Origin of the sequence: Salmonella enterica subsp. enterica serovar Typhimurium str. LT2 (genome assembly GCF_000006945.2) — a bacterium.
Taxonomy (GTDB): Bacteria; Pseudomonadota; Gammaproteobacteria; order Enterobacterales; family Enterobacteriaceae; genus Salmonella; species Salmonella enterica.
In genome coordinates, this window is record NC_003197.2 from 1,271,577 (window position 1) to 1,293,626 (window position 22,050).

Annotated in this window: 23 protein-coding genes, 1 pseudogene and 20 other annotated features; of the genes and pseudogenes, 22 read left to right on the forward strand and 2 right to left on the reverse strand. The window is 53.0% G+C overall.

What is annotated here, in order from left to right:
* The first annotated feature begins 61 nt into the window (after nt 1–61).
* The 3 genes and pseudogenes from STM1186 to STM1188 all read left to right on the forward strand — a co-directional run bounded on the left by STM1186 (nt 62) and on the right by STM1188 (nt 2,403).
* A pseudogene (locus STM1186) lies at nt 62–436 on the forward strand (pseudogene; in-frame stop following codon 97; no start near coli start).
* 108 nt (nt 437–544) lie between these two features.
* The gene (gene rluC / locus STM1187; RefSeq protein NP_460157.1) at nt 545–1,504 is read left to right on the forward strand and encodes a 23S rRNA pseudouridylate synthase; all 960 of its coding nucleotides are present in this window, start codon (nt 545–547) and stop codon (nt 1,502–1,504) included.
* A 155-nt stretch (nt 1,505–1,659) separates the two neighbouring features.
* Nucleotides 1,660–2,403 carry a putative inner membrane lipoprotein gene (locus tag STM1188; protein NP_460158.1) on the forward strand — a complete coding sequence of 248 codons (744 nt, stop codon included), beginning with the start codon at nt 1,660–1,662 and terminating at the stop codon, nt 2,401–2,403.
* A gap of 501 nt (nt 2,404–2,904) precedes the next feature.
* Here the strand turns inward: STM1188 and yceF are convergent.
* Nucleotides 2,905–3,501, reverse strand: a protein-coding gene (gene yceF / locus STM1189; RefSeq protein ID NP_460159.1) for a putative inhibitor of septum formation. Within the gene, nt 2,905–3,489 belong to an annotated coding region; the region does not span the whole gene.
* Nucleotides 3,496–3,501 (reverse strand) — a ribosome-binding site (putative RBS for yceF; RegulonDB:STMS1H001451). Its footprint overlaps the gene before it by 6 nt.
* Nucleotides 3,502–3,645: 144 nt before the next feature.
* Nucleotides 3,646–3,654, forward strand: a -35 signal (putative -35_signal for yceD; RegulonDB:STMLTH004477).
* Here yceF and yceD point away from each other — a divergent pair.
* The 14 genes from yceD to ptsG all read left to right on the forward strand — a co-directional run bounded on the left by yceD (nt 3,646) and on the right by ptsG (nt 16,216).
* Nucleotides 3,646–4,208 (forward strand): putative metal-binding protein gene (gene yceD, locus STM1190; RefSeq protein ID NP_460160.1). Within the gene, nt 3,687–4,208 belong to an annotated coding region; the region does not span the whole gene. Its footprint overlaps the feature before it by 9 nt.
* Nucleotides 3,670–3,678: a -10 signal (putative -10_signal for yceD; RegulonDB:STMLTH004477), on the forward strand. It overlaps the preceding gene by 9 nt.
* A gap of 37 nt (nt 4,209–4,245) precedes the next feature.
* Nucleotides 4,246–4,251, forward strand: a ribosome-binding site (putative RBS for rpmF; RegulonDB:STMS1H001452).
* The gene (rpmF, locus tag STM1191; protein NP_460161.1) for a 50S ribosomal subunit protein L32 occupies nt 4,246–4,433 on the forward strand. Within the gene, nt 4,260–4,433 belong to an annotated coding region; the region does not span the whole gene. (Overlaps the previous feature by 6 nt.)
* A gap of 116 nt (nt 4,434–4,549) precedes the next feature.
* Nucleotides 4,550–4,555 (forward strand) — a ribosome-binding site (putative RBS for plsX; RegulonDB:STMS1H001453).
* Nucleotides 4,550–5,646, forward strand: a protein-coding gene (plsX, locus tag STM1192; protein ID NP_460162.1) for a putative fatty acid/phospholipid synthesis protein. Within the gene, nt 4,567–5,646 belong to an annotated coding region; the region does not span the whole gene. (Overlaps the previous feature by 6 nt.)
* 79 nt (nt 5,647–5,725) lie before the next feature.
* The gene (fabH, locus tag STM1193; protein ID NP_460163.1) at nt 5,726–6,679 is read left to right on the forward strand and encodes a 3-oxoacyl-[acyl-carrier-protein] synthase III; acetylCoA ACP transacylase; all 954 of its coding nucleotides are present in this window, start codon (nt 5,726–5,728) and stop codon (nt 6,677–6,679) included.
* A gap of 3 nt (nt 6,680–6,682) precedes the next feature.
* Nucleotides 6,683–6,688: a ribosome-binding site (putative RBS for fabD; RegulonDB:STMS1H001454), on the forward strand.
* The gene (fabD, locus tag STM1194) for a malonyl-CoA-[acyl-carrier-protein] transacylase (protein NP_460164.1) occupies nt 6,683–7,624 on the forward strand. Within the gene, nt 6,695–7,624 belong to an annotated coding region; the region does not span the whole gene. (Overlaps the previous feature by 6 nt.)
* A gap of 2 nt (nt 7,625–7,626) precedes the next feature.
* Nucleotides 7,627–7,632, forward strand: a ribosome-binding site (putative RBS for fabG; RegulonDB:STMS1H001455).
* Nucleotides 7,627–8,371, forward strand: a protein-coding gene (fabG, locus tag STM1195; protein ID NP_460165.1) for a 3-oxoacyl-[acyl-carrier-protein] reductase. Within the gene, nt 7,637–8,371 belong to an annotated coding region; the region does not span the whole gene. It overlaps the preceding feature by 6 nt.
* A 139-nt stretch (nt 8,372–8,510) precedes the next feature.
* Nucleotides 8,511–8,516 (forward strand) — a ribosome-binding site (putative RBS for acpP; RegulonDB:STMS1H001456).
* Nucleotides 8,511–8,763, forward strand: a protein-coding gene (gene acpP, locus STM1196; RefSeq protein NP_460166.1) for an acyl carrier protein. Within the gene, nt 8,527–8,763 belong to an annotated coding region; the region does not span the whole gene. It overlaps the preceding feature by 6 nt.
* A 72-nt stretch (nt 8,764–8,835) precedes the next feature.
* Nucleotides 8,836–8,841 (forward strand) — a ribosome-binding site (putative RBS for fabF; RegulonDB:STMS1H001457).
* Nucleotides 8,836–10,090 (forward strand): 3-oxoacyl-[acyl-carrier-protein] synthase II gene (gene fabF, locus STM1197; protein ID NP_460167.1). Within the gene, nt 8,849–10,090 belong to an annotated coding region; the region does not span the whole gene. (Overlaps the previous feature by 6 nt.)
* A gap of 112 nt (nt 10,091–10,202) precedes the next feature.
* Nucleotides 10,203–10,208, forward strand: a ribosome-binding site (putative RBS for pabC; RegulonDB:STMS1H001458).
* The gene (gene pabC, locus STM1198; protein NP_460168.1) for a 4-amino-4-deoxychorismate lyase occupies nt 10,203–11,023 on the forward strand. Within the gene, nt 10,214–11,023 belong to an annotated coding region; the region does not span the whole gene. (Overlaps the previous feature by 6 nt.)
* A gap of 2 nt (nt 11,024–11,025) precedes the next feature.
* The gene (gene yceG / locus STM1199) at nt 11,026–12,048 is read left to right on the forward strand and encodes a putative periplasmic solute-binding protein (RefSeq protein NP_460169.1); all 1,023 of its coding nucleotides are present in this window, start codon (nt 11,026–11,028) and stop codon (nt 12,046–12,048) included.
* Nucleotides 12,028–12,033, forward strand: a ribosome-binding site (putative RBS for tmk; RegulonDB:STMS1H001459). (Overlaps the previous gene by 6 nt.)
* Nucleotides 12,028–12,679 (forward strand): thymidylate kinase gene (gene tmk / locus STM1200; RefSeq protein NP_460170.1). Within the gene, nt 12,038–12,679 belong to an annotated coding region; the region does not span the whole gene. Before yceG ends, tmk begins: the two co-directional genes overlap by 21 nt.
* Nucleotides 12,662–12,667: a ribosome-binding site (putative RBS for holB; RegulonDB:STMS1H001460), on the forward strand. It overlaps the preceding gene by 6 nt.
* Nucleotides 12,662–13,680 (forward strand): DNA polymerase III, delta prime subunit gene (gene holB / locus STM1201; protein ID NP_460171.1). Within the gene, nt 12,676–13,680 belong to an annotated coding region; the region does not span the whole gene. The genes tmk and holB overlap by 18 nt, the downstream gene beginning before the upstream one ends.
* Nucleotides 13,681–13,686: a ribosome-binding site (putative RBS for ycfH; RegulonDB:STMS1H001462), on the forward strand. It begins immediately after the preceding gene.
* Nucleotides 13,681–14,488 (forward strand): putative metal-dependent hydrolase gene (gene ycfH, locus STM1202; RefSeq protein NP_460172.1). Within the gene, nt 13,691–14,488 belong to an annotated coding region; the region does not span the whole gene. It overlaps the preceding feature by 6 nt.
* A 277-nt stretch (nt 14,489–14,765) precedes the next feature.
* Nucleotides 14,766–14,771 (forward strand) — a ribosome-binding site (putative RBS for ptsG; RegulonDB:STMS1H001463).
* Nucleotides 14,766–16,216, forward strand: a protein-coding gene (gene ptsG / locus STM1203; RefSeq protein NP_460173.1) for a glucose-specific IIBC component of the Sugar Specific PTS family. Within the gene, nt 14,783–16,216 belong to an annotated coding region; the region does not span the whole gene. It overlaps the preceding feature by 6 nt.
* 84 nt (nt 16,217–16,300) lie before the next feature.
* Here the strand turns inward: ptsG and fhuE are convergent.
* Nucleotides 16,301–18,487 (reverse strand): outer membrane receptor for Fe(III)-coprogen gene (gene fhuE, locus STM1204; RefSeq protein NP_460174.1). Within the gene, nt 16,301–18,475 belong to an annotated coding region; the region does not span the whole gene.
* Nucleotides 18,482–18,487: a ribosome-binding site (putative RBS for fhuE; RegulonDB:STMS1H001464), on the reverse strand. It overlaps the preceding gene by 6 nt.
* A gap of 317 nt (nt 18,488–18,804) precedes the next feature.
* Nucleotides 18,805–18,810, forward strand: a ribosome-binding site (putative RBS for ycfF; RegulonDB:STMS1H001465).
* Here fhuE and ycfF point away from each other — a divergent pair.
* The 5 genes from ycfF (at nt 18,805) to nagZ (ending at nt 22,046) form a co-directional block, all read left to right on the forward strand.
* The gene (gene ycfF, locus STM1205) for a putative protein kinase C inhibitor (protein NP_460175.1) occupies nt 18,805–19,176 on the forward strand. Within the gene, nt 18,817–19,176 belong to an annotated coding region; the region does not span the whole gene. (Overlaps the previous feature by 6 nt.)
* Nucleotides 19,166–19,171 (forward strand) — a ribosome-binding site (putative RBS for ycfL; RegulonDB:STMS1H001466). (Overlaps the previous gene by 6 nt.)
* Nucleotides 19,166–19,553, forward strand: a protein-coding gene (ycfL, locus tag STM1206) for a putative outer membrane lipoprotein (RefSeq protein ID NP_460176.1). Within the gene, nt 19,179–19,553 belong to an annotated coding region; the region does not span the whole gene. Before ycfF ends, ycfL begins: the two co-directional genes overlap by 11 nt.
* Nucleotides 19,552–19,557 (forward strand) — a ribosome-binding site (putative RBS for ycfM; RegulonDB:STMS1H001467). It overlaps the preceding gene by 2 nt.
* Nucleotides 19,552–20,205, forward strand: a protein-coding gene (gene ycfM, locus STM1207) for a putative outer membrane lipoprotein (protein NP_460177.1). Within the gene, nt 19,567–20,205 belong to an annotated coding region; the region does not span the whole gene. (Overlaps the previous feature by 6 nt.) The genes ycfL and ycfM overlap by 2 nt, the downstream gene beginning before the upstream one ends.
* Nucleotides 20,177–20,182 (forward strand) — a ribosome-binding site (putative RBS for ycfN; RegulonDB:STMS1H001468). (Overlaps the previous gene by 6 nt.)
* The gene (gene ycfN / locus STM1208; RefSeq protein NP_460178.1) for a putative cytoplasmic protein occupies nt 20,177–21,010 on the forward strand. Within the gene, nt 20,186–21,010 belong to an annotated coding region; the region does not span the whole gene. The genes ycfM and ycfN overlap by 29 nt, the downstream gene beginning before the upstream one ends.
* Nucleotides 21,009–21,014, forward strand: a ribosome-binding site (putative RBS for nagZ; RegulonDB:STMS1H001469). It overlaps the preceding gene by 2 nt.
* Nucleotides 21,009–22,046, forward strand: a protein-coding gene (nagZ, locus tag STM1209; RefSeq protein ID NP_460179.1) for a putative glycosyl hydrolase. Within the gene, nt 21,021–22,046 belong to an annotated coding region; the region does not span the whole gene. Its footprint overlaps the feature before it by 6 nt. The genes ycfN and nagZ overlap by 2 nt, the downstream gene beginning before the upstream one ends.
* Nucleotides 22,047–22,050 lie beyond the last annotated feature (4 nt).

Below are 22,050 nucleotides of genomic sequence, written 5' to 3' on the forward strand. Positions count from 1 at the left end.
GACTAAGCTGCGGGCATGGTGACGCCTTACCGGGCATGAACCGATGGCCTCGTGACTATTTCGCGTCGCCAACCTCACGGTTATCGTCAGCTCAAAGAGGCGCAGAGTGTCGGTTGCCTGTATTTCATACGGAAACACAGCGCAATTATCAGGGAAGCAGCCTGGGCATTACTCTCCAGAGAAGATCCTATCTACCGGTAAGGACTGCAACCCGCAGCCCGCTAACTGTCTGAAAAATCAATACGTCTTACGCCATTGCTGCGTTGATGATCGGTCAGACAAAATGGGTTATTCCGCTAAACTTTTTGTTTTAACAAGTTTCGGTGCGGAAACCGCATCATTATTCCACTGCTAACCTTGTTATAGCAAGATGACTTTTACCATTTATCACCCGCTTACTCACAGTTTTTTCACCAGCGTGAGCCAATCGCTTTAATAACCAGCAAAACCGCAGTGAAAAATGTTCATCCACTGGCGTAGACGTCTCTATAAGCATAGAAAAATGTGTGGCGCGAATCTCACAGGCTATTTAGAATCGCCCCCCATGAAAACAGAAACGCCATCCGTAAAAATTGTTGCTATCGCCGCTGACGAAGCGGGGCAACGCATTGATAACTTTTTGCGCACCCAACTGAAAGGGGTACCAAAAAGTATGATTTATCGCATCTTGCGTAAAGGCGAGGTGCGGGTGAACAAAAAACGCATTAAACCGGAATACAAACTGGAAGCGGGCGATGAAGTCCGCATTCCGCCGGTTCGCGTTGCTGAACGCGAAGAAGAGGCCGTGTCGCCGCATTTGCAAAAAGTGGCGGCGTTGGCGGACGTCATTTTGTATGAAGACGACCATATTCTGGTGCTGAATAAGCCTTCCGGCACCGCCGTACACGGCGGGAGCGGGTTAAGTTTTGGCGTCATCGAAGGGCTGCGGGCGTTGCGTCCGGAAGCGCGATTCCTGGAACTGGTGCATCGTCTTGACCGCGATACCTCCGGCGTGCTGTTGGTGGCGAAAAAACGCTCCGCGCTGCGTTCGCTGCATGAGCAACTGCGCGAAAAGGGAATGCAGAAAGATTATCTGGCGCTGGTGCGCGGCCAGTGGCAATCGCACGTTAAAACCGTACAGGCGCCATTATTAAAGAACATTCTGCAAAGTGGCGAACGCATTGTTCGCGTGAGCCAGGAAGGCAAACCGTCAGAAACGCGCTTCAAGGTGGAAGAGCGCTATGCCTTCGCCACGCTGGTGCGCTGTAGCCCGGTCACGGGCCGTACGCATCAGATTCGCGTACATACCCAATATGCCGGTCACCCTATTGCGTTCGACGATCGCTACGGCGACCGTGAGTTTGATCAACAGCTTACCGAAGCGGGAACCGGTCTTAAACGTCTCTTTCTGCACGCCGCGGCGCTGAAGTTCACGCATCCGGGAACGGGCGAAGTCATGCGCATTGAAGCGCCAATGGATAACGCCCTGAAGCGCTGTCTGCAGGTGCTGCGTAACGCAAAATAGTTCCTCTTTCGGGCAGGTTATCTGCCCGAATCTCACTTTTCTCATAATATTTTTGTTTTGCTGTATCCGACGCATTTTTACCGTTGTGCACTGTTTATTCTTGCGATCCGGATTTCGGCGCGTTTAAGGACGAACAGATGGCCAATACTAGCTGGATGCGCTCATTTACTCAGCGTTGGGGAAAATACGTTATCGTGCCGCTCGTGATCGCGATGCTGACCGGTTGCGAAGGGAAGGGCGATAGTTCACGACGGGCTTTCGTTGAGTATTTGAATACGCAAATCATTACGTCTCCCGTGGTGGGCGTCTGTGAGTTGACGCCAGCCCAACGTCAGGCTTTTGGTCATTACGCCGATGACTACGATGTACTATTAACTGCCTACGGGCAAATCTTTGCTGTGGTGTATGAGACCGGCCAGGAGGATAAGATCACCGGTGTTATTCAGTCTGAGCGTGATAATCTGGTTTTCCTGAACGAGCTACGTGTGGCTCGTGACGTAAACAATCGATTTATCCTTCGGTTGAAAAATGTGAGTAGTGAAAACAGAAAAAAATATTCTGCTTTAAAGCTCCCCGCTGATGTGAAGCCTGTCTTTGACGCTGCGTGGAATAAAACCGTAACACCGCTGGATGAGACGATGACTCGCTATTATTTTCTGCGCGGAAAGCGGCTCGACCAACTGGTCGCAATGGGCGAGTTTCTGCAAAAACAGGGAAATAAAGTCCGCTTTGAAACGAATGGAAAAGCGGTTTTTGCCGACCTGGCAGCAAAAGAACACTTTCAGGATCAACAATTTAATTTTTTCATTACGCAGAATGATATAAACCATCTTACTCAGCAGATGGTTGAATTTATAAATAGTCAACAAGATGCGGCTGATGCTGGCGGCGTTAATTAAAGGAATGTGTCGTGAGGTGAAGCAATGTTCGGGGGAGGGCGTAAACTCATCGCGAGATGGAATTTAACGAGTCGCAAAGGGAAGGTTTCAGGACAGTAAACGTCCTGAGAGTTGTTCGCGAGAATAAGTTTGTAAGCCGCTTTTGACGCCGTAGAGCGCGTCAGGCGAGTATTGAGAACATGTGTTTTTACAAAACTGAACTGAGATGGGGAATTCATTAACGCGCACGTACACCGCTGTTGATACCCTATGGGATAAAACGCACCGTACATCGGTTCGTAATACCAATGCTTTTTTTCTGGTCGGTGAATGGATTGACCAGGAAACGGGCCCGCACGAAGAGAGTGAAGATCGGCAGGCGCTAAATTGTTCACAACAAGCGCTTTCCAGTTGGTTAGAACTGGAAGCGGTCGAAACTGCTCCCCAATAAACGGGAGATAACTACCAACACGTGCAGAAACGGCTTTTAGCGGTATTTGAAAAGCCTACAGAGTAGGCCGTTTATTGCTGTAGCGGGTTGAAGCCCTCCCGTCGCAGCATCTGGCACAGGGCAATAAGCGGCAAGCCGATCAGCGTGTTCGGATCACGACCCTCCAGGCGCTCAAATAATGCAATGCCTAAACCTTCGCTTTTAAAACTTCCCGCGCAGTGCAGCGGATGCTCTTTACGGACATAGTCGTCTATTTCCGCTTCGCTTAAATGGCGAAAATGAACGTCAAAAGGCTCCACTTCGGTTTGTAAGTGCCCGGAGGCGGAGTTATACAGTGCCAGTCCGGTATAAAACGTCACAATATTTCCGCTGGCTTTGGCTAATTGCTGACGCGCTTTTTCTTCCGTCAGCGGTTTGCCGGTGATTTCGCCGTCCAGAACACAAATTTGGTCGGAGCCAATAATCAAATGATTCGGGAAACGCGCGGCGAGCGATTGCGCCTTCGCCTGCGCCAGCCGCAGCACCAACTGACGCGGCGCTTCGCCCGGCATGGGGGTTTCATCAACATCCGGCGCGGCGCATTCGAAAGGAATCGTCAGCTTTTCCAGCAGCGCGCGACGCCAGGGAGAGGTAGACGCAAGGATGAGACGGGGCATATTTTTTCCCTCAGATATAGCGTAATGATGAGAGCCATCTTAAACTATGCTCTTCGGTCTTCAAGCCTGTCATACTGACTCGTCTTGAGCGAAAATAAGTCTGTAACCCGCAATGTGTGCGAATTATTGGCAAAAGGCAACCGCAGGCTGCCTTTTTCTTTGACTATATGACGTTACGAAGTTAATATGCGCGCCCTATGCAAAAGGTAAAATTACCCCTGACTCTTGATCCGGTTCGTACCGCTCAAAAACGCCTTGATTACCAGGGTATCTATACCCCCGATCAGGTTGAGCGCGTTGCCGAATCTGTAGTCAGTGTGGACAGTGATGTGGAATGCTCCATGTCGTTCGCTATCGATAACCAGCGTCTCGCCGTTTTAACCGGCGATGCGGTCGTTACGGTGTCGCTCGAATGCCAGCGTTGCGGGAAACCGTTTACCCATCAGGTTCACACAACGTATTGTTTTAGCCCTGTCCGTTCCGACGAGCAGGCTGAAGCACTGCCGGAAGCGTATGAGCCGATTGAGGTAAACGAATTCGGCGAAATCGATCTGCTGGCGACGGTTGAAGATGAAATCATCCTCGCCTTGCCGGTAGTTCCGGTGCATGATTCTGAACACTGTGAAGTGTCCGAGGCGGACATGGTCTTTGGCGAACTGCCTGATGAAGCGCAAAAGCCAAACCCATTTGCCGTATTAGCCAGCTTAAAGCGTAAGTAATAGGTCTTCCCCGCGGACGCAGGGATAAACCGTAATTGAGGAGTAAGGTCCATGGCCGTACAACAGAATAAACCAACCCGTTCCAAACGTGGCATGCGTCGTTCCCATGACGCTCTGACCGCAGTCACCAGCCTGTCTGTAGACAAAACTTCTGGTGAAAAACACCTGCGTCACCACATCACTGCCGACGGTTACTACCGCGGCCGTAAGGTCATCGCTAAGTAATCGCGCGATACTCGATGCCTTTTGCATCACAGGCGTGCCTGTGGTGTAAAAGCCGAAGAGTACAAGCGTGATAAAGCTTAGTGAGGATTTCTCCGCGTAAGCGGAGAACACCGAACCAGGCAGCGACGATACCTTGACACGTCTAACCCTGGCGTTAGATGTCATGGGGGGCGATTTTGGTCCTTCCGTGACGGTGCCTGCAGCATTGCAGGCACTGAACGCTAATTCGCAGCTCACTCTTCTTTTAGTCGGGAATCCCGATATTATCACGCCATTACTTGCCAAAGCTGACTTTGAACAACGTTCGCGTCTGCAGATTATCCCTGCACAGTCAGTTATTGCCAGTGATGCCCGGCCTTCGCAGGCGATCCGCGCCAGTCGTGGGACATCCATGCGTGTGGCCCTGGAGCTTGTGAAAGAAGGCCGAGCCGAAGCTTGCGTTAGCGCCGGTAATACCGGGGCGCTGATGGGGCTGGCGAAATTATTGCTCAAGCCTCTTGAGGGGATTGAGCGTCCGGCGTTGGTGACGGTATTACCGCACCAGCAAAAGGGCAAAACGGTAGTGCTTGATTTGGGTGCCAACGTCGACTGTGACAGTACCATGCTGGTGCAGTTTGCCGTGATGGGCGCCGTTTTGGCGGAAGAGGTCGTCGGGATCAAAAATCCCCGCGTGGCGCTACTCAATATCGGGGAAGAAGAAACCAAAGGCCTCGACAGTATTCGCGAAGCCTCTTTAATGTTAAAAACAGTCCCAACCATCAATTACATCGGCTACCTTGAGGCGAATGAGTTACTGACGGGAAAAACCGATGTACTGGTGTGTGACGGCTTTACAGGCAATGTCACACTTAAAACGATGGAGGGGGTTGTCAGAATGTTCCTTTCACTGCTGAAATCACAGGGCGAGGGGAAAAAACGGTCGTGGTGGCTGCTGTTATTAAAACGTTGGTTACAAAAAAGCCTGACGAGGCGATTCAGTCACCTCAACCCCGACCAGTATAATGGCGCCTGTCTGTTAGGATTGCGCGGCACGGTGATAAAAAGTCATGGTGCGGCCAATCAGCGAGCATTTGCAGTCGCGATTGAACAGGCAGTGCAGGCGGTGCAGCGACAAGTTCCTCAGCGAATTGCCGCTCGCCTGGAATCTGTATACCCAGCCGGATTTGAACCGCTGGACGATGGCAAAGGCGTAAACCTGCGGGCGCACAGATAATATCGTTGTCTCCCCGGCGCCGCCAGCGTGCCAGACGTTTACAGGTAACGGTATATAACCGAAAAGTGACTGAGCGTACATGTATACGAAGATTATTGGTACTGGCAGCTATCTGCCCGAACAAGTGCGGACTAACGCCGATCTGGAAAAAATGGTTGAGACCTCTGACGAGTGGATTGTCACTCGTACAGGTATTCGTAAACGCCATATCGCCGCGCCGAATGAAACTGTCGCGACGATGGGCTTTACCGCTGCGAATCGCGCGATTGAGATGGCGGGGATCGATAAAGACCAAATTGGCTTGATTGTGGTGGCTACCACATCAGCAACGCATGCATTTCCAAGCGCGGCATGTCAGATTCAAAGTATGCTCGGTATTAAAGGTTGCCCGGCGTTTGATGTCGCGGCAGCGTGCGCAGGTTTCACCTACGCGTTAAGCATCGCCGACCAGTACGTTAAATCCGGCGCGGTTAAACACGCGCTGGTGGTCGGTTCCGATGTATTAGCCCGCACTTGCGATCCTGGCGATCGCGGTACGATCATTATTTTCGGCGATGGCGCAGGCGCGGCCGTACTGAGCGCTTCTGAAGAACCGGGTATTATCTCCACTCATCTTCATGCCGATGGCCGTTACGGTGAATTACTGACCCTGCCGAATGCCGATCGCGTAAATCCGGATAACCCGATTTACCTGACAATGGCGGGCAATGAAGTCTTTAAAGTGGCGGTCACTGAACTGGCGCATATTGTCGATGAGACGCTGGCGGCTAATAACCTGGATCGCTCAGAACTCGATTGGCTGGTGCCGCATCAGGCTAACCTGCGTATCATTAGCGCGACAGCGAAAAAACTCGGCATGTCGATGGACAATGTCGTCGTCACGCTGGACAGGCACGGCAATACCTCCGCGGCTTCTGTGCCGTGCGCGCTGGATGAAGCCGTGCGTGACGGGCGAATTAAAGCCGGTCAGCTGGTATTGCTTGAAGCCTTCGGGGGTGGATTCACCTGGGGCTCCGCGCTGATTCGTTTCTAGTATAAGGATTTAAACATGACGCAATTTGCATTTGTGTTCCCCGGTCAGGGTTCTCAGAGCGTTGGGATGTTGGCCGAGATGGCGGCAAATTACCCTATCGTAGAAGAAACGTTTGCTGAAGCTTCTGCGGCTCTGGGATATGATCTGTGGGCGCTCACCCAGCAAGGTCCAGCGGAAGAACTGAATAAAACCTGGCAGACGCAGCCGGCGTTATTAACCGCTTCCGTCGCGCTTTGGCGCGTTTGGCAGCAGCAGGGCGGTAAAATGCCTGCGTTAATGGCAGGTCACAGCCTGGGCGAATATTCCGCGCTGGTTTGCGCTGGCGTCATCAACTTTGCTGATGCCGTTCGTCTGGTGGAAATGCGCGGTAAATTCATGCAGGAAGCGGTTCCGGAAGGCACTGGCGGCATGTCTGCGATCATCGGGCTGGATGATGCCTCTATTGCTAAAGCCTGTGAAGAATCTGCCGAAGGGCAGGTTGTTTCGCCGGTTAACTTTAACTCGCCGGGACAGGTGGTTATCGCCGGGCATAAAGAGGCGGTAGAACGTGCGGGCGCAGCCTGTAAAGCCGCTGGCGCGAAACGCGCGCTGCCGCTGCCGGTGAGCGTACCGTCGCACTGCGCGCTGATGAAACCAGCGGCAGATAAGCTGGCGGTTGAATTAGCCAAAATTACCTTTAGCGCGCCAACGGTGCCGGTAGTGAACAACGTTGACGTGAAATGTGAAACCGATGCCGCCGCTATCCGCGATGCGCTGGTTCGCCAGTTGTACAATCCGGTACAGTGGACGAAGAGCGTGGAATTTATCGCGGCGCAGGGCGTTGAACATCTTTATGAAGTGGGTCCAGGTAAAGTCCTCACTGGTCTGACGAAACGTATTGTCGACACCCTGACAGCGTCGGCGCTGAACGAGCCGGCGGCGCTGTCTGCGGCACTTACGCAATAAAAGAGGAAAACCATGAGCTTTGAAGGAAAGATTGCGCTGGTGACTGGTGCAAGCCGTGGCATAGGCCGCGCAATTGCAGAGACTCTCGTTGCCCGCGGCGCGAAAGTTATCGGGACTGCGACCAGTGAAAATGGTGCGAAGAACATTAGCGACTATTTAGGTGCTAACGGGAAAGGTTTGATGTTGAATGTGACCGATCCTGCATCTATTGAATCTGTTCTGGAAAATATTCGCGCAGAATTTGGTGAAGTGGATATCCTGGTTAATAATGCCGGTATCACTCGTGATAATCTGTTGATGCGAATGAAAGATGATGAGTGGAACGATATTATCGAAACCAACTTATCATCCGTTTTCCGCCTGTCAAAAGCGGTAATGCGCGCTATGATGAAAAAGCGTTGTGGTCGCATTATCACTATTGGTTCTGTGGTTGGTACCATGGGAAATGCAGGTCAGGCAAACTACGCTGCGGCGAAAGCGGGCCTGATCGGTTTCAGTAAATCACTGGCGCGTGAAGTTGCGTCCCGTGGTATTACTGTCAATGTTGTGGCTCCGGGTTTTATTGAAACGGACATGACGCGTGCGCTGTCTGACGATCAGCGTGCGGGTATCCTGGCGCAGGTGCCTGCGGGTCGCCTCGGCGGCGCTCAGGAAATCGCCAGTGCGGTTGCATTTTTAGCCTCTGACGAAGCGAGTTACATCACTGGTGAGACTCTGCACGTCAACGGCGGAATGTACATGGTTTAATCACGATTGAAAAATATTTGCGTTATTAGGGCGAAAGGCCGCAAAATAACGTAAAATCGTGGTAAGACCTGCCGGGATTTAGTTGCAAATTTTTCAACATTTTATACACTACGAAAACCATCGCGAAAGCGAGTTTTGATAGGAAATTTAAGAGTATGAGCACTATCGAAGAACGCGTTAAGAAAATTATCGGCGAACAGCTGGGCGTTAAGCAGGAAGAAGTAACCAACAATGCTTCTTTCGTTGAAGACCTGGGCGCAGATTCTCTTGACACCGTTGAGCTGGTAATGGCTCTGGAAGAAGAGTTTGATACTGAGATTCCGGACGAAGAAGCTGAGAAAATCACCACCGTTCAGGCTGCCATTGATTACATCAACGGCCACCAGGCGTAAGTGAACATCTCCAGGCGGTCGTTCGACCGCCTGAGTTTTATCTTTTTGTCCCACTAGAATCATTTTCCCTCCCTGGAGGACAACCGTGTCTAAGCGTCGTGTAGTTGTGACCGGACTGGGCATGTTGTCTCCTGTCGGCAATACCGTAGAGTCTACCTGGAAAGCTCTCCTTGCCGGTCAGAGTGGCATCAGCCTGATCGACCATTTCGATACTAGCGCCTATGCAACGAAATTTGCTGGCTTAGTAAAGGATTTTAACTGTGATGACATTATCTCGCGCAAAGAACAGCGCAAGATGGATGCCTTCATTCAATATGGAATTGTCGCTGGCGTACAGGCCATGCAGGATTCTGGCCTTGAAGTGACGGAAGAGAACGCAAGCCGTATTGGCGCCGCTATCGGCTCCGGTATCGGTGGTCTCGGTCTGATCGAAGAAAACCACAGTTCGCTGGTAAAAGGCGGACCGCGTAAGATTAGCCCGTTCTTTGTCCCGTCGACGATTGTTAACATGGTAGCAGGCCATCTGACTATCATGTATGGCCTGCGTGGGCCAAGCATCTCTATTGCGACTGCCTGTACTTCAGGCGTGCATAACATCGGCCATGCCGCGCGTATCATCGCCTATGGCGATGCGGACGCGATGGTGGCAGGTGGCGCAGAAAAAGCCAGTACGCCGCTGGGTGTAGGTGGTTTTGGCGCAGCGCGCGCGCTGTCGACCCGCAACGATAACCCACAGGCGGCGAGCCGTCCGTGGGATAAAGAACGCGATGGTTTTGTACTGGGCGACGGTGCCGGTATGTTGGTGCTTGAAGAGTACGAACATGCAAAAGCGCGTGGTGCGAAAATCTATGCCGAAATCGTCGGCTTTGGTATGAGCAGCGATGCTTACCATATGACGTCGCCGCCGGAAAATGGCGCAGGCGCTGCGCTGGCGATGGTTAACGCGTTGCGTGATGCCGCGATTGAGCCTGCTCAGATTGGCTACGTCAACGCGCACGGCACGTCGACGCCTGCCGGCGACAAAGCTGAGACGCAGGCGGTTAAGTCAGTCTTTGGCGATGCTGCAAGCCGAGTGATGGTGAGCTCGACCAAATCGATGACCGGCCATCTGTTGGGCGCCGCAGGCGCAGTAGAGTCTATTTTCTCTATTCTGGCGCTGCGCGATCAGGCCATTCCGCCAACCATTAATCTGGATAACCCGGATGAAGGTTGCGATCTGGACTTCGTGCCGCATGAAGCGCGCCAGGTCAGCGATCTGGAGTACGCTCTGTGCAACTCCTTTGGTTTTGGCGGAACTAACGGTTCCTTGATCTTTAAAAAGATCTAAGTTAAGCCAGAGACAGACATTAATAAAAAGGTCCGCTTGTCGGGCCTTTTTTATCAGGCATATCACCTCTTGTTCTGCGTTATTCATCCTGCCACACTAACAGGCGACGGATAAGGAGCCACTATGTTTTTAATTAATGGCCATGCGCAGGATCAACTTGCTGTAAGCGACCGGGCGACGCAGTTCGGCGATGGCAGTTTTACGACCGCACGTATTGTTGATGGCAACATTTGCCATCTGGAAGCGCATCTTCAGCGCTTGCAGGTTGCCTGTGAAAAATTACGGATCGCTTTTAGCCATTGGTCGACCCTTCGGCAAGAGATGACAATGTTGGCCACAGGGCATGATTCAGGCGTGTTGAAAGTGATCATTAGCCGTGGTAGCGGCGGCCGGGGATACAGCGCCATGAATTGTCAGGCAGCTACCCGAATCCTCTCCGTTTCTGCTTATCCCGCTTATTATTCTCAGTGGCGTAAGCAAGGCATCACTCTTACCCTTAGTCCCATACCGCTTGGGCGCAATCCTTATCTTGCCGGATTAAAACATCTGAACCGCCTCGAACAGGTGTTGATTCGCTCTCATCTTGAGCAGACGGACGCCGATGAGGCGCTGGTTCTTGACAGCGAGGGATGGGTTACGGAATGCTGTGCGGCTAATTTGTTCTGGCGTACAGGCGACATTGTTTTTACGCCGCGTCTGGATCAGGCCGGGGTGAACGGCATTATGCGACAATTTTGTTTACGCCAACTGGCGCAATCTCCTTTCCAGGTTCTTGAAGTACAGGCGAGAGAGGAGGCAGTCAGGCAGGCGGATGAGATTATCATCTGCAACGCGCTAATGCCGATTATTCCCATACGCGCCTATCACGGGACGTCGTATTCTTCGCGAACACTGTTTCAATTTTTAGCCCCATTTTGTGAGCATCCGAATTAGTTATGAAAAAATTGTCAGGCGTTTTCCTTCTGCTGTTGGTTGTGCTGGGTATTGCCGTGGGCGTGGGGATGTGGAAAGTTCGCCATCTGGCGAACAGCACGTTACTTATTAAAGACGAGACTATCTTTACGCTCAAGGCGGGAACGGGGCGGCTGGCGCTTGGTGACCAGCTTTATGATGAAAAAATCATTAATCGCCCCCGGGTATTTCAGTGGCTGCTGCGCGTGGAGCCTGAGTTATCACACTTTAAAGCGGGAACTTACCGTTTTACGACGGGGATGACCGTACGGGAGATGCTTGAGTTGCTGGAGAGCGGCAAAGAAGCGCAATTCCCGTTGCGGTTTGTGGAAGGGATGCGCCTTAGCGACTACCTGAAACAGCTACGAGAGGCGCCGTATATTCGCCATACATTGCCGGATGATGACTACGCCACTGTCGCTCAGGCATTAAAGCTTGCGCACCCGGAATGGGTAGAAGGGTGGTTCTGGCCTGATACCTGGATGTATACCGCCAACACCAGCGATGTCGCTATTCTCAAGCGAGCGCATCAAAAGATGGTGAAAGCTGTCGATACTGTCTGGAAAGGTCGGGCCGAGGGGCTGCCTTATAAAGATCAGAACCAACTGGTGACAATGGCCTCGATTATTGAAAAAGAGACGGCTGTCGCCAGCGAACGCGATCAGGTGGCCTCAGTCTTTATTAATCGCCTGAGAATCGGTATGCGCCTTCAGACCGATCCCACCGTGATTTACGGGATGGGGACGAGTTATAATGGTAACTTGTCGCGTGCGGATCTGGAAAAGCCGACGGCTTATAACACGTATACCATAACCGGGCTGCCGCCAGGACCGATTGCATCGCCCAGCGAAGCGTCATTGCAGGCGGCGGCGCATCCGGCGAAAACGCCGTATCTCTATTTTGTGGCCGACGGTAAAGGCGGTCACACATTTAACACCAATCTTGCCAGCCATAATCGGTCAGTGCAGGAGTACCTGAAAGTGCTTAAGGAAAAAAATGGGCAGTAATTATATCGTCATCGAGGGCCTGGAAGGCGCCGGAAAAACCACTGCGCGCGACGTGGTGGTGGAGACCCTTGAGCAACTGGGTATTCGTAATATGATTTTTACCCGTGAGCCGGGCGGTACGCAGCTTGCCGAAAAACTAAGAAGTCTGGTGCTGGATATTCGATCGGTAGGCGACGAAGTGATTACCGATAAAGCGGAAGTGCTGATGTTTTATGCCGCTCGCGTACAGCTCGTCGAAACGGTAATCAAACCCGCGCTGGCGCAAGGCGTATGGGTGATCGGCGATCGCCACGATCTCTCGACCCAGGCGTATCAGGGGGGAGGGCGCGGCATTGATCAAACCATGCTGGCGACACTACGCGATGCCGTGCTGGGCGATTTTCGTCCTGACCTGACGCTGTATCTGGATGTCACGCCGGAAGTCGGGCTAAAACGCGCCAGAGCGCGCGGCGATTTGGATCGCATTGAGCAGGAATCTTTTGATTTCTTTAACCGGACTCGCGCGCGCTATCTGGAACTGGCGGCGCAAGACTCGCGTATCCGCACCATTGACGCGACCCAGCCGCTGGATGCCGTCATGCGCGACATTCGCGCCACGGTGACGAAGTGGGTGCAGGAGCAAGCGGCATGAAATGGTATCCATGGTTACGGCCCGCCTATGAAAAACTGGTAGAAAGTTACCAGGCGGGACGTGGGCACCATGCGCTACTGATTCAGGCCTTACCTGGCATGGGCGACGAGGCGCTGTGCTATGCGCTGAGCCGTTATCTGTTATGCCAGCAGCCTGAGGGCCACAAAAGCTGTGGGCATTGCCGTGGCTGTCAGCTTATGCAGGCTGGCACGCATCCGGACTATTACACGCTGACGCCGGATAAAGGCAAAAGCAGCCTCGGCGTAGATGCGGTACGCGAGGTCAGCGAGAAATTGTACGAGCACTCCCGTCTGGGCGGCGCGAAGGTGGTGTGGATTGCGGATGCGGCGCTATTAACCGACGCCGCCGCCAATGCGTTGCTCAAAACGCTGGAAGAGCCGCCGGAGCAAACCTGGTTTTTCCTTGCCAGCCCGGAGCCTGCTCGTCTGTTGGCGACATTACGCAGCCGCTGCCGGCTGCATCATCTGGCGCCGCCGTCCGAATCGTATGCGATGTCATGGCTGTCGCGAGAAGTGACGGCGTCACAAGAAGCATTGCTCACGGCGCTACGTCTGAATGCGGGGTCGCCCGGCGCCGCGCTGGCGCTGTTGCAGTCTGAACGCTGGGCGCAGCGTGAGGCGCTGTGTCAGGCGTTAATGGACAGTTTGCATACGGGCGACTGGTATGCGGTATTAACGGCGCTCAATCATGAGCAAGCCCCGGCGCGCCTGCACTGGCTGGCGACGCTGCTGGTAGACGCGCTGAAACGTCAGCACGGCGCGTCGTACCTGACAAACGTTGATGCGGACGCGGTTGTTGCCGCGCTGGCGGGGCCGCTATCCCCGGCGCGTATTCAGGCAATCCTGAACGATGTTTGCCATTGTCGTGATCAATTACTTCATGTGACCGGATTAAACCGCGAACTGGTATTAACCGATCTCATTCTCCGCATCGAGCATTACCTGCAACCAGGCACCTTGTTGCCTGTTCCTCATCTTTGAGAGAGACATTATGTTTTTAGTCGACTCACACTGCCATCTTGATGGTCTGGATTATCAATCTTTGCATAAGGACGTGGACGATGTGCTGGCGAAAGCCGCCGCGCGCGATGTGAAGTTCTGTTTAGCGGTGGCGACGACGCTGCCGGGGTATCGCCATATGCGCAAGCTGGTGGGCAAGCGCGATAATGTGGTCTTTTCCTGCGGCGTGCATCCGTTAAATCAGGATGAAGCATATGACGTAGAAGAACTGCGCCTCCTTGCTGCAGAAGACGATGTGGTGGCGATGGGCGAGACCGGGCTTGATTACTTTTACACGCCTGAGACCAAAATCCGCCAGCAGGCGTCTTTTATTCATCATATCCAGATTGGCCGCGAATTGCATAAACCGGTGATTGTCCATACTCGCGACGCGCGTGCCGATACGCTGGCTATCCTGCGCGAAGAAAAAGTGACGGATTGCGGCGGCGTACTACACTGTTTTACAGAAGACAGAGAAACGGCCGGCAAATTGTTGGATCTGGGGTTTTATATCTCTTTTTCCGGCATCGTAACGTTCCGTAACGCTGAACAGTTGCGTGATGCGGCGCGCTATGTGCCGCTGGATCGATTATTAGTCGAGACCGATTCTCCTTATCTGGCACCGGTGCCGCATCGCGGTAAAGAGAACCAGCCTGCGATGGTACGCGACGTCGCAGAATATATGGCGGTATTGAAAGGGGTTGCCGTTGAAGAACTGGCGCAGATCACCACCGATAACTTTGCTCGCCTGTTCCATATTGACGCGTCTCGCCTGTCATCAATCCGTTAAACGAGTTTTTTTAAAGCTCGTAATTAATAAACAAAACGCGTAAAGTTCACCGCCACAAAAGGGGCGGTGAGCGAGCTTATGGAAACATTCGGAAACTCATTTTGGCAGAATGTGATACTTTTTAGGCTATCTGGCGCTGAAACGTGATAGCCGTCAAACAAAATCAGACGTATTTATTTTACTCTGTGTAATAAATAAAAGGGCACTTAGATGTCCTGTCCACGGCGGGGTTCTCCCCCCTCGCCAATGCGTGAGAACGTAGAAAAGCACAAATACTCAGGAGCACTCTCAATTATGTTTAAGAATGCATTTGCTAACCTGCAAAAGGTCGGTAAATCGCTGATGCTGCCGGTATCCGTACTCCCTATCGCAGGTATCCTGCTGGGTGTCGGTTCCGCTAACTTCAGCTGGCTGCCAGCCGTTGTATCGCACGTTATGGCAGAAGCGGGCGGATCTGTTTTTGCCAATATGCCGCTGATTTTCGCTATCGGCGTGGCGTTGGGCTTCACCAACAACGACGGCGTTTCGGCTCTGGCGGCGGTAGTCGCGTATGGCATCATGGTGAAAACCATGGCTGTGGTTGCGCCGCTGGTTCTGCATTTACCTGCTGAAGAGATCGCCGCTAAACACCTTGCTGATACGGGTGTTCTCGGGGGGATTATCTCCGGTGCAATCGCAGCGTATATGTTTAACCGCTTCTACCGTATCAAACTGCCTGAGTATCTGGGCTTCTTTGCGGGCAAACGCTTCGTGCCGATCATTTCGGGTCTGGCCGCTATTTTTACCGGTGTGGTGCTGTCTTTCGTATGGCCGCCAATCGGTACGGCTATCCAGGCGTTCTCGCAGTGGGCGGCTTATCAGAACCCGGTTGTCGCGTTTGGTATTTACGGTTTTATCGAGCGTTGCCTGGTGCCGTTTGGTCTGCATCATATCTGGAACGTTCCTTTCCAGATGCAGATCGGCGAATATACCAACGCAGCGGGTCAGGTATTCCACGGCGACATTCCGCGCTATATGGCGGGCGACCCGACGGCAGGTATGTTGTCTGGCGGCTTCCTGTTCAAAATGTACGGTCTGCCGGCTGCGGCCATTGCTATCTGGCACTCTGCTAAACCGGAAAACCGCGCAAAAGTGGGCGGTATCATGATTTCCGCCGCGCTGACCTCGTTTTTGACGGGTATTACCGAGCCTATCGAGTTCTCCTTCATGTTCGTGGCGCCGATCCTGTACATTATTCACGCGATTCTGGCAGGTCTGGCATTCCCGATCTGTATCCTGCTGGGGATGCGTGACGGTACGTCGTTCTCCCACGGTCTGATCGACTTTATCGTGCTGTCCGGTAACAGCAGCAAATTGTGGCTGTTCCCGATTGTTGGCGCCGGTTATGCGATTGTGTACTACACCGTGTTCCGCGTGCTGATCAAAGCGTTGGATCTGAAAACGCCGGGTCGTGAAGACACTACTGATGACGCAAAAGCGGGGGCGACCAGCGAAATGGCGCCGGCTTTGGTTGCGGCGTTTGGCGGTAAAGAGAACATCACTAACCTGGATGCCTGTATCACGCGTCTGCGCGTGAGCGTAGCCGATGTAGCGAAAGTGGATCAGGCTGGCCTGAAGAAACTGGGCGCGGCAGGCGTTGTCGTCGCGGGTTCCGGCGTTCAGGCTATTTTCGGTACGAAATCCGATAACCTGAAAACGGAAATGGATGAGTACATCCGTAACAGCTAAGCAGTAATGATGTTGGGGAGAATTAAGGCAGCCATTCGGCTGCCTTTTTTAATGGCGCTTTACATGCCGCTCTCCGACAGTCTGTCAGAACTGATAATTGGCGGTGAGGCTGACGTTACGCGGTGCGCCGTAAACAATGGAACCATCAATATTGGTGTCGTAGGTTTTATCAAACAGGTTGTTGATGTTTCCCTGTACGGAGAAATTTTTCGTCACCTGATAGCGGGTAAACAGATCGACCAGCGCATAGCTGCCCTGTTCGGCGCGGAAAGTGCCGTACGGCGTCGTGGTATCTTTGTAAACCCGATTCTGCCAGTTCACGCCGCCGCCGACCGTCAGCTCCGGTATCGCCGGCAGACGATAGCGGGTGAATAACTTCACGCTGGTGCGCGGAAGATTAGGGTTCACGGCGTTACCTTCATTGTCCTCGGCAACATACCGGGTAGCCCCGAAAGTCATCTGCCAGTTATCGGTAATTGCGCCGTTCACTTCAAATTCGACGCCTTTGCTCACCGTTCCGTCAGTAGACTTCCAGGCAAACTCCCCATTACTGCCAGGGATGGGAATAGTGGTTGCCTGAGCGACGTTATTCTGCTCAATGCGGAACACGGACAACGTGGTGGTGAGGCGACTGTTCATCCAGTCGGACTTCAGACCCGCTTCATAGTTATTACCGGTAATCGGAGCCAGATATTGACCCGCTTTGTCGCGTTTATTCTGCGGCTGAAAGATAGAGGTATAACTGGCATAAGCGGACCAGTTGTCGTTGATATCATAAATCAGCCCGGCATACGGCGTGGTATGGTTTTTCTCCATGCTGTAGGTCAGTGTATCAACACGCCAGTTGGTATAACGAGCGCCGAGAATCAGATGCAGCGGGTCGGCCAGCGAAATGCGCGTAGCGGCATACAGCGATTTCATATGCGTGGTATCGTCCTGCGCCAGATTTTGTGGCGCCCAGTGGGTTTGGGGGAAATTACCGTTAAAGGCGCTGAAGTTGCCAATGTCGTCCGGAAAGACGTTCGCCCAGGCGCTAAAATAGCGGTTATTCTGTTTACTATAACTGCCGCCAAACATCATATTGTGCTGACGGCCAAACAGCTCATAAGCGCCATCGGCAAAGAGATCTATGGCATCTACTTTGCGCTTGCCGCTGTTCCAGCCCGTACCGCCGACCACGGGGTAGCTTGCGCCATAAGGACTCACCAGCGTACCTGTCTCTTTATCGACTAACGCATCGATATACATCATTTTACTGTCGAATTTGACCTCAGTATGGGTCGCATTCAGGGTCGCCTGCCAGCTTTCGGCAAAACGCTGTTTAAGCGTGACGAAGAATTTATTTATCTCTTTGTTGTTATAAGCCCAGTCCGGGGCGGTACTACGCGCGCGGTCATAGCTATTTTTGCTGCCATCGGTGTTCCAGCGCGGCAGACCGCCCCAGGTTGGGCTGTTGACATCAATTTTTTGATATTCATAACCGGCTGAAAGGTTGGTGGTTGTACCCAGATCGGCATCGACAATTCCGGAAAAGAACGCTTTCTCACTGTTATAGCGGTCCAGCCAGGAATCATTATTCTGATAACCCGCCACGATGCGCCCACGGACATTACCGTCTGCGGTGAGCGGACTTTGCAGATCCATGACGTAACGCTGCTTATTCCAGCTACCGTATTCTGTGGAGACGTTACCTTTGAACTCCCGACTGGTGGCGTGTTTACGGATCATATTAATTGAGGCAGAAGGATTACCGGTCCCGGTCATCAGCCCATTCGCGCCGCGAACCACCTCCACGCGCTCATACAGCGCGGTATCCGTTAGCGCATCGCCCAGATTCCAGCGGGACTCAAAATACGTTGGAATACCGTCAACCATATAGTTGTCAATTTCAAACCCGCGCGAGTAATAGCTGATGCGATCGGAGTCAGCCTGACTTCCGCTGATCCCCAGCGTATTGGTCATCACCTCGCCCAGGGTTTGCAACTGCTGGTCTTCCATACGCTGCTGGCTGACAATACTGACCGACTGCGGGATATCGCGCTGAGTCATCGGCATTTTGGTGCCCGCTGCGGTCGTTTTCATGCTGTAATCCTGTTCTTCACGGTTTACGGCGTCAGCGGTCGTCTCGCCTTCGACAATAACGGTATCCTCAGCCGCGAAGGCGGCAGGCATAAATGCCATCGCCATACCCATAGCTAACAGCGACGGTGCGGCGGTGGACGGAAGGTGTTTGTCCCGGCGGTATTGAATGAAAGACATCTGAAAATCCTTGCTTGTTATTGGGGTAAGTTCAGGACGTATGACGTTGAACCTTTTCATTCTTTGCTAGTTAATGCGCATAAAAATGCAAATGAGAAATATACGCATTTGTATTAAATGTGTAAAACGGTATAACCAGGGAAACTAGAAATATTTTTTAAGCGTACAAAGGCGTCATGGCTGGGGGATATGGCGGTAAGTCCAGCATGTAGTCATTTTTCGCTTAATAAATCGTGGGTTAAAGTTGAAAGAGCGTCGGTAACTCGCTCATACTCTATACTCGCAGTATGGCTCGGCGTAGCATGTGCGCTGCAAGGGCTATTATGAAAAAGGAAAACGTCGTGGCAGAAGAAACTATATTCAGCAAAATTATTCGTCGTGAAATCCCTTCGGATATCGTTTATCAGGATGAGCTGGTCACCGCCTTTCGTGATATTTCACCGCAGGCGCCGACGCATATCTTGATTATTCCCAATATCCTGATCCCAACCGTCAATGACGTGACGGCGGAACATGAACAGGCGTTAGGTCGGATGATCACCGTGGCGGCGAAAATCGCCGAACAGGAAGGCATTGCCGAAGATGGGTATCGTTTAATCATGAATACCAACCGTCATGGGGGCCAGGAGGTTTATCATATCCATATGCACCTACTGGGCGGCCGCCCGCTAGGCCCGATGCTGGCGCATAAAGGCTTGTAAGTATGATCAAAGGATGCATCGCGGTTTCTCTGGGCTTGCTGCTGCTTACCGGCTGCCGGTCACACCCTGAAATTCCGGTAAGCGACGCGCAGTCGCTGGTGATGGAGTCCACGGTTCTGGCGGCGGGCGTCACCGCAGAGCCGCCTGAACTGACGGCGTCTGATATCCAGCCATCAGCCTCTTCCCGCGTCTATAACGAAAGGCAAGAGCCCATAACCGTTCATTATCGGTTTTACTGGTATGACGCGCGGGGGCTGGAGATGCATCCGCTGGAGGCGCCGCGTAGCGTAACCATACCCGCGCGTTCGTCGGTAACGCTATTTGGCAGCGCCAATTATCTGGGGGCGCATAAGGTCAGGCTTTATCTTTATTTGTGAGGAGTGAATTTTGATGACAAAAATGCATCGCTACGCTGCCATTGCTGCGCTGGCGATATTTCTCTCCGGGTGTATGGCGCAACGTCAACCTGCGCCAGTTGAAGAGGTAAAACCAGCGCCAGAACAACCCGCGCAGCCGCCGCAGCCTCCTGTTGTGCCGTCTGTGCCAACGATTCCACAGCAACCGGGGCCGATCGAACATGAAGATCAAACGGGCCAGCCAGCGCCTAAGGTGCGCCACTATGACTGGAACGGCGCGATGCAACCGCTGGTCAGCAAAATGTTGCAGGCTGATGGCGTGACGGCCGGAAGCGTATTGCTTGTTGACAGCGTGAATAACCGGACGAATGGGTCGTTAAATGCGAACGAGGCAACGGAAACGTTACGTAATGCGCTGGCGAACAACGGTAAATTTACGCTGGTGTCCGTACAGCAACTCTCGATGGCAAAACAGCAGTTAGGATTGTCTCCGCAGGATAGTCTGGGAACGCGCAGTAAAGCTATTGGCATTGCGCGCAATGTCGGGGCGCAATATGTACTTTACTCCAGCGCATCCGGTAACGTTAACGCGCCTGCATTACAGATGCAGTTAATGCTGGTGCAAACTGGCGAGATAATCTGGTCAGGTAAAGGTGCGGTCCAACAACAATAATCCCTTAACGCGCGACGAGATCCTGTCGCGCTATTTTCCCCAGTATCGTCCCGCCGTCGCCACATCGCAGGGGCTAAGCGGCGGGAGCTGTATTATTGCCCACGATACTCACCGTGTCGTGCTGCGCCGTCATCACGACCCTGACGCTCCACCAGCCCATTTTTTACGTCATTACCGCGCCTTATCCCAATTGCCGGCCAGTCTTGCGCCGCGAGCGCTTTTTTATACTCCAGGCTGGATGGCGGTAGAATATCTGCATGGTGTGGTAAATTCCGCTCTGCCAGATGCCGACGAACTGGCGGCCTTACTGTATCATTTGCATCAACAGCCGCGTTTTGGCTGGCGTATCGCGCTATCGCCACTATTGGCGCAGTACTGGTCGTGTTGCGATCCGGCAAGGCGTACGCCGTTTTGGTTGCGGCGGCTCAAACAGTTGCAAAAAAACGGTGAACCTCGCCCGCTTCGGCTCGCGCCTTTGCATATGGATGTCCATGGCGACAATATAGTATTAACGTCCGCCGGGTTGAGACTGATTGACTGGGAGTATGCCGGCGACGGCGATATTGCGTTGGAGCTGGCGGCAGTATGGGTTGAGGATGAACGCCAGCACCGACAACTGGCAGACGCTTATGCCGCGCGCGCGCGAATCGACGCCCGGCAGCTATGGCGACAGATACGATTATGGCACCCCTGGGTCATTATGCTAAAAGCAGGGTGGTTCGAATACCGCTGGCGACAAACCGGCGAGCAACAATTTATCAGGCTGGCCGATGAAACCTGGCGCCAGCTACGTATGAAAGGATAAGGAGAGCAGTGTGGGCCCAGTAATGTTGAATGTCGAAGGATGTGAGCTGGATGCGGAGGAGCGCGAGATACTGGCGCATCCGCTGGTTGGCGGGCTTATTCTGTTCACGCGTAATTACCATGACCCGGAACAGTTGCGCGAATTAGTGCGCCAGATTCGGGCGGCATCGCGTAACCATCTGGTGGTGGCCGTCGATCAGGAAGGCGGGCGCGTACAGCGTTTCCGTGAAGGGTTTACCCGCCTGCCCGCGGCGCAATCTTTTTTTGCGCTGCATGGGCTGGAAGAGGGGGGGCGACTGGCGCAGGAGGCAGGGTGGCTGATGGCCAGCGAAATGATCGCGATGGATATTGATATCAGTTTTGCGCCAGTGCTGGATGTCGGGCATATCAGCGCGGCAATTGGCGAGCGTTCTTATCATGCCGATCCAGCAAAAGCGTTGGCAATGGCAACGCGCTTTATTGACGGCATGCATGACGCCGGGATGAAAACGACCGGTAAGCATTTCCCCGGCCACGGCGCGGTCACGGCGGACTCCCACAAAGAGACGCCGTGCGATCCACGTCCTGAAACGGACATCCGTGGCAAAGATATGTCGGTGTTCCGCACGCTGATTAGCGAGAATAAACTGGATGCGATTATGCCTGCCCACGTGATCTACCGCGCTATCGATCCGCGTCCGGCAAGCGGTTCGCCGTACTGGCTGAAAACGGTGCTGCGTCAGGAGTTAGGCTTTGATGGCGTCATTTTCTCCGACGATCTGTCGATGGAGGGCGCGGCGATTATGGGCAGCTATGCTGAGCGCGCTCAGGCGTCGCTGGATGCGGGTTGCGATATGATTCTGGTCTGCAATAATCGTAAAGGCGCAGTCAGCGTGCTGGATAATCTGTCGCCGATCAAAGCAGAACGTGTTACACGTTTGTATCATAAAGGTTCATTTTCACGCCGGGAGCTCATGGACTCAGCACGCTGGAAAACAGCCAGCGCCCAGCTCAACCAGTTACATGAACGCTGGCAGGAAGAAAAAGCAGGTCATTAACTCG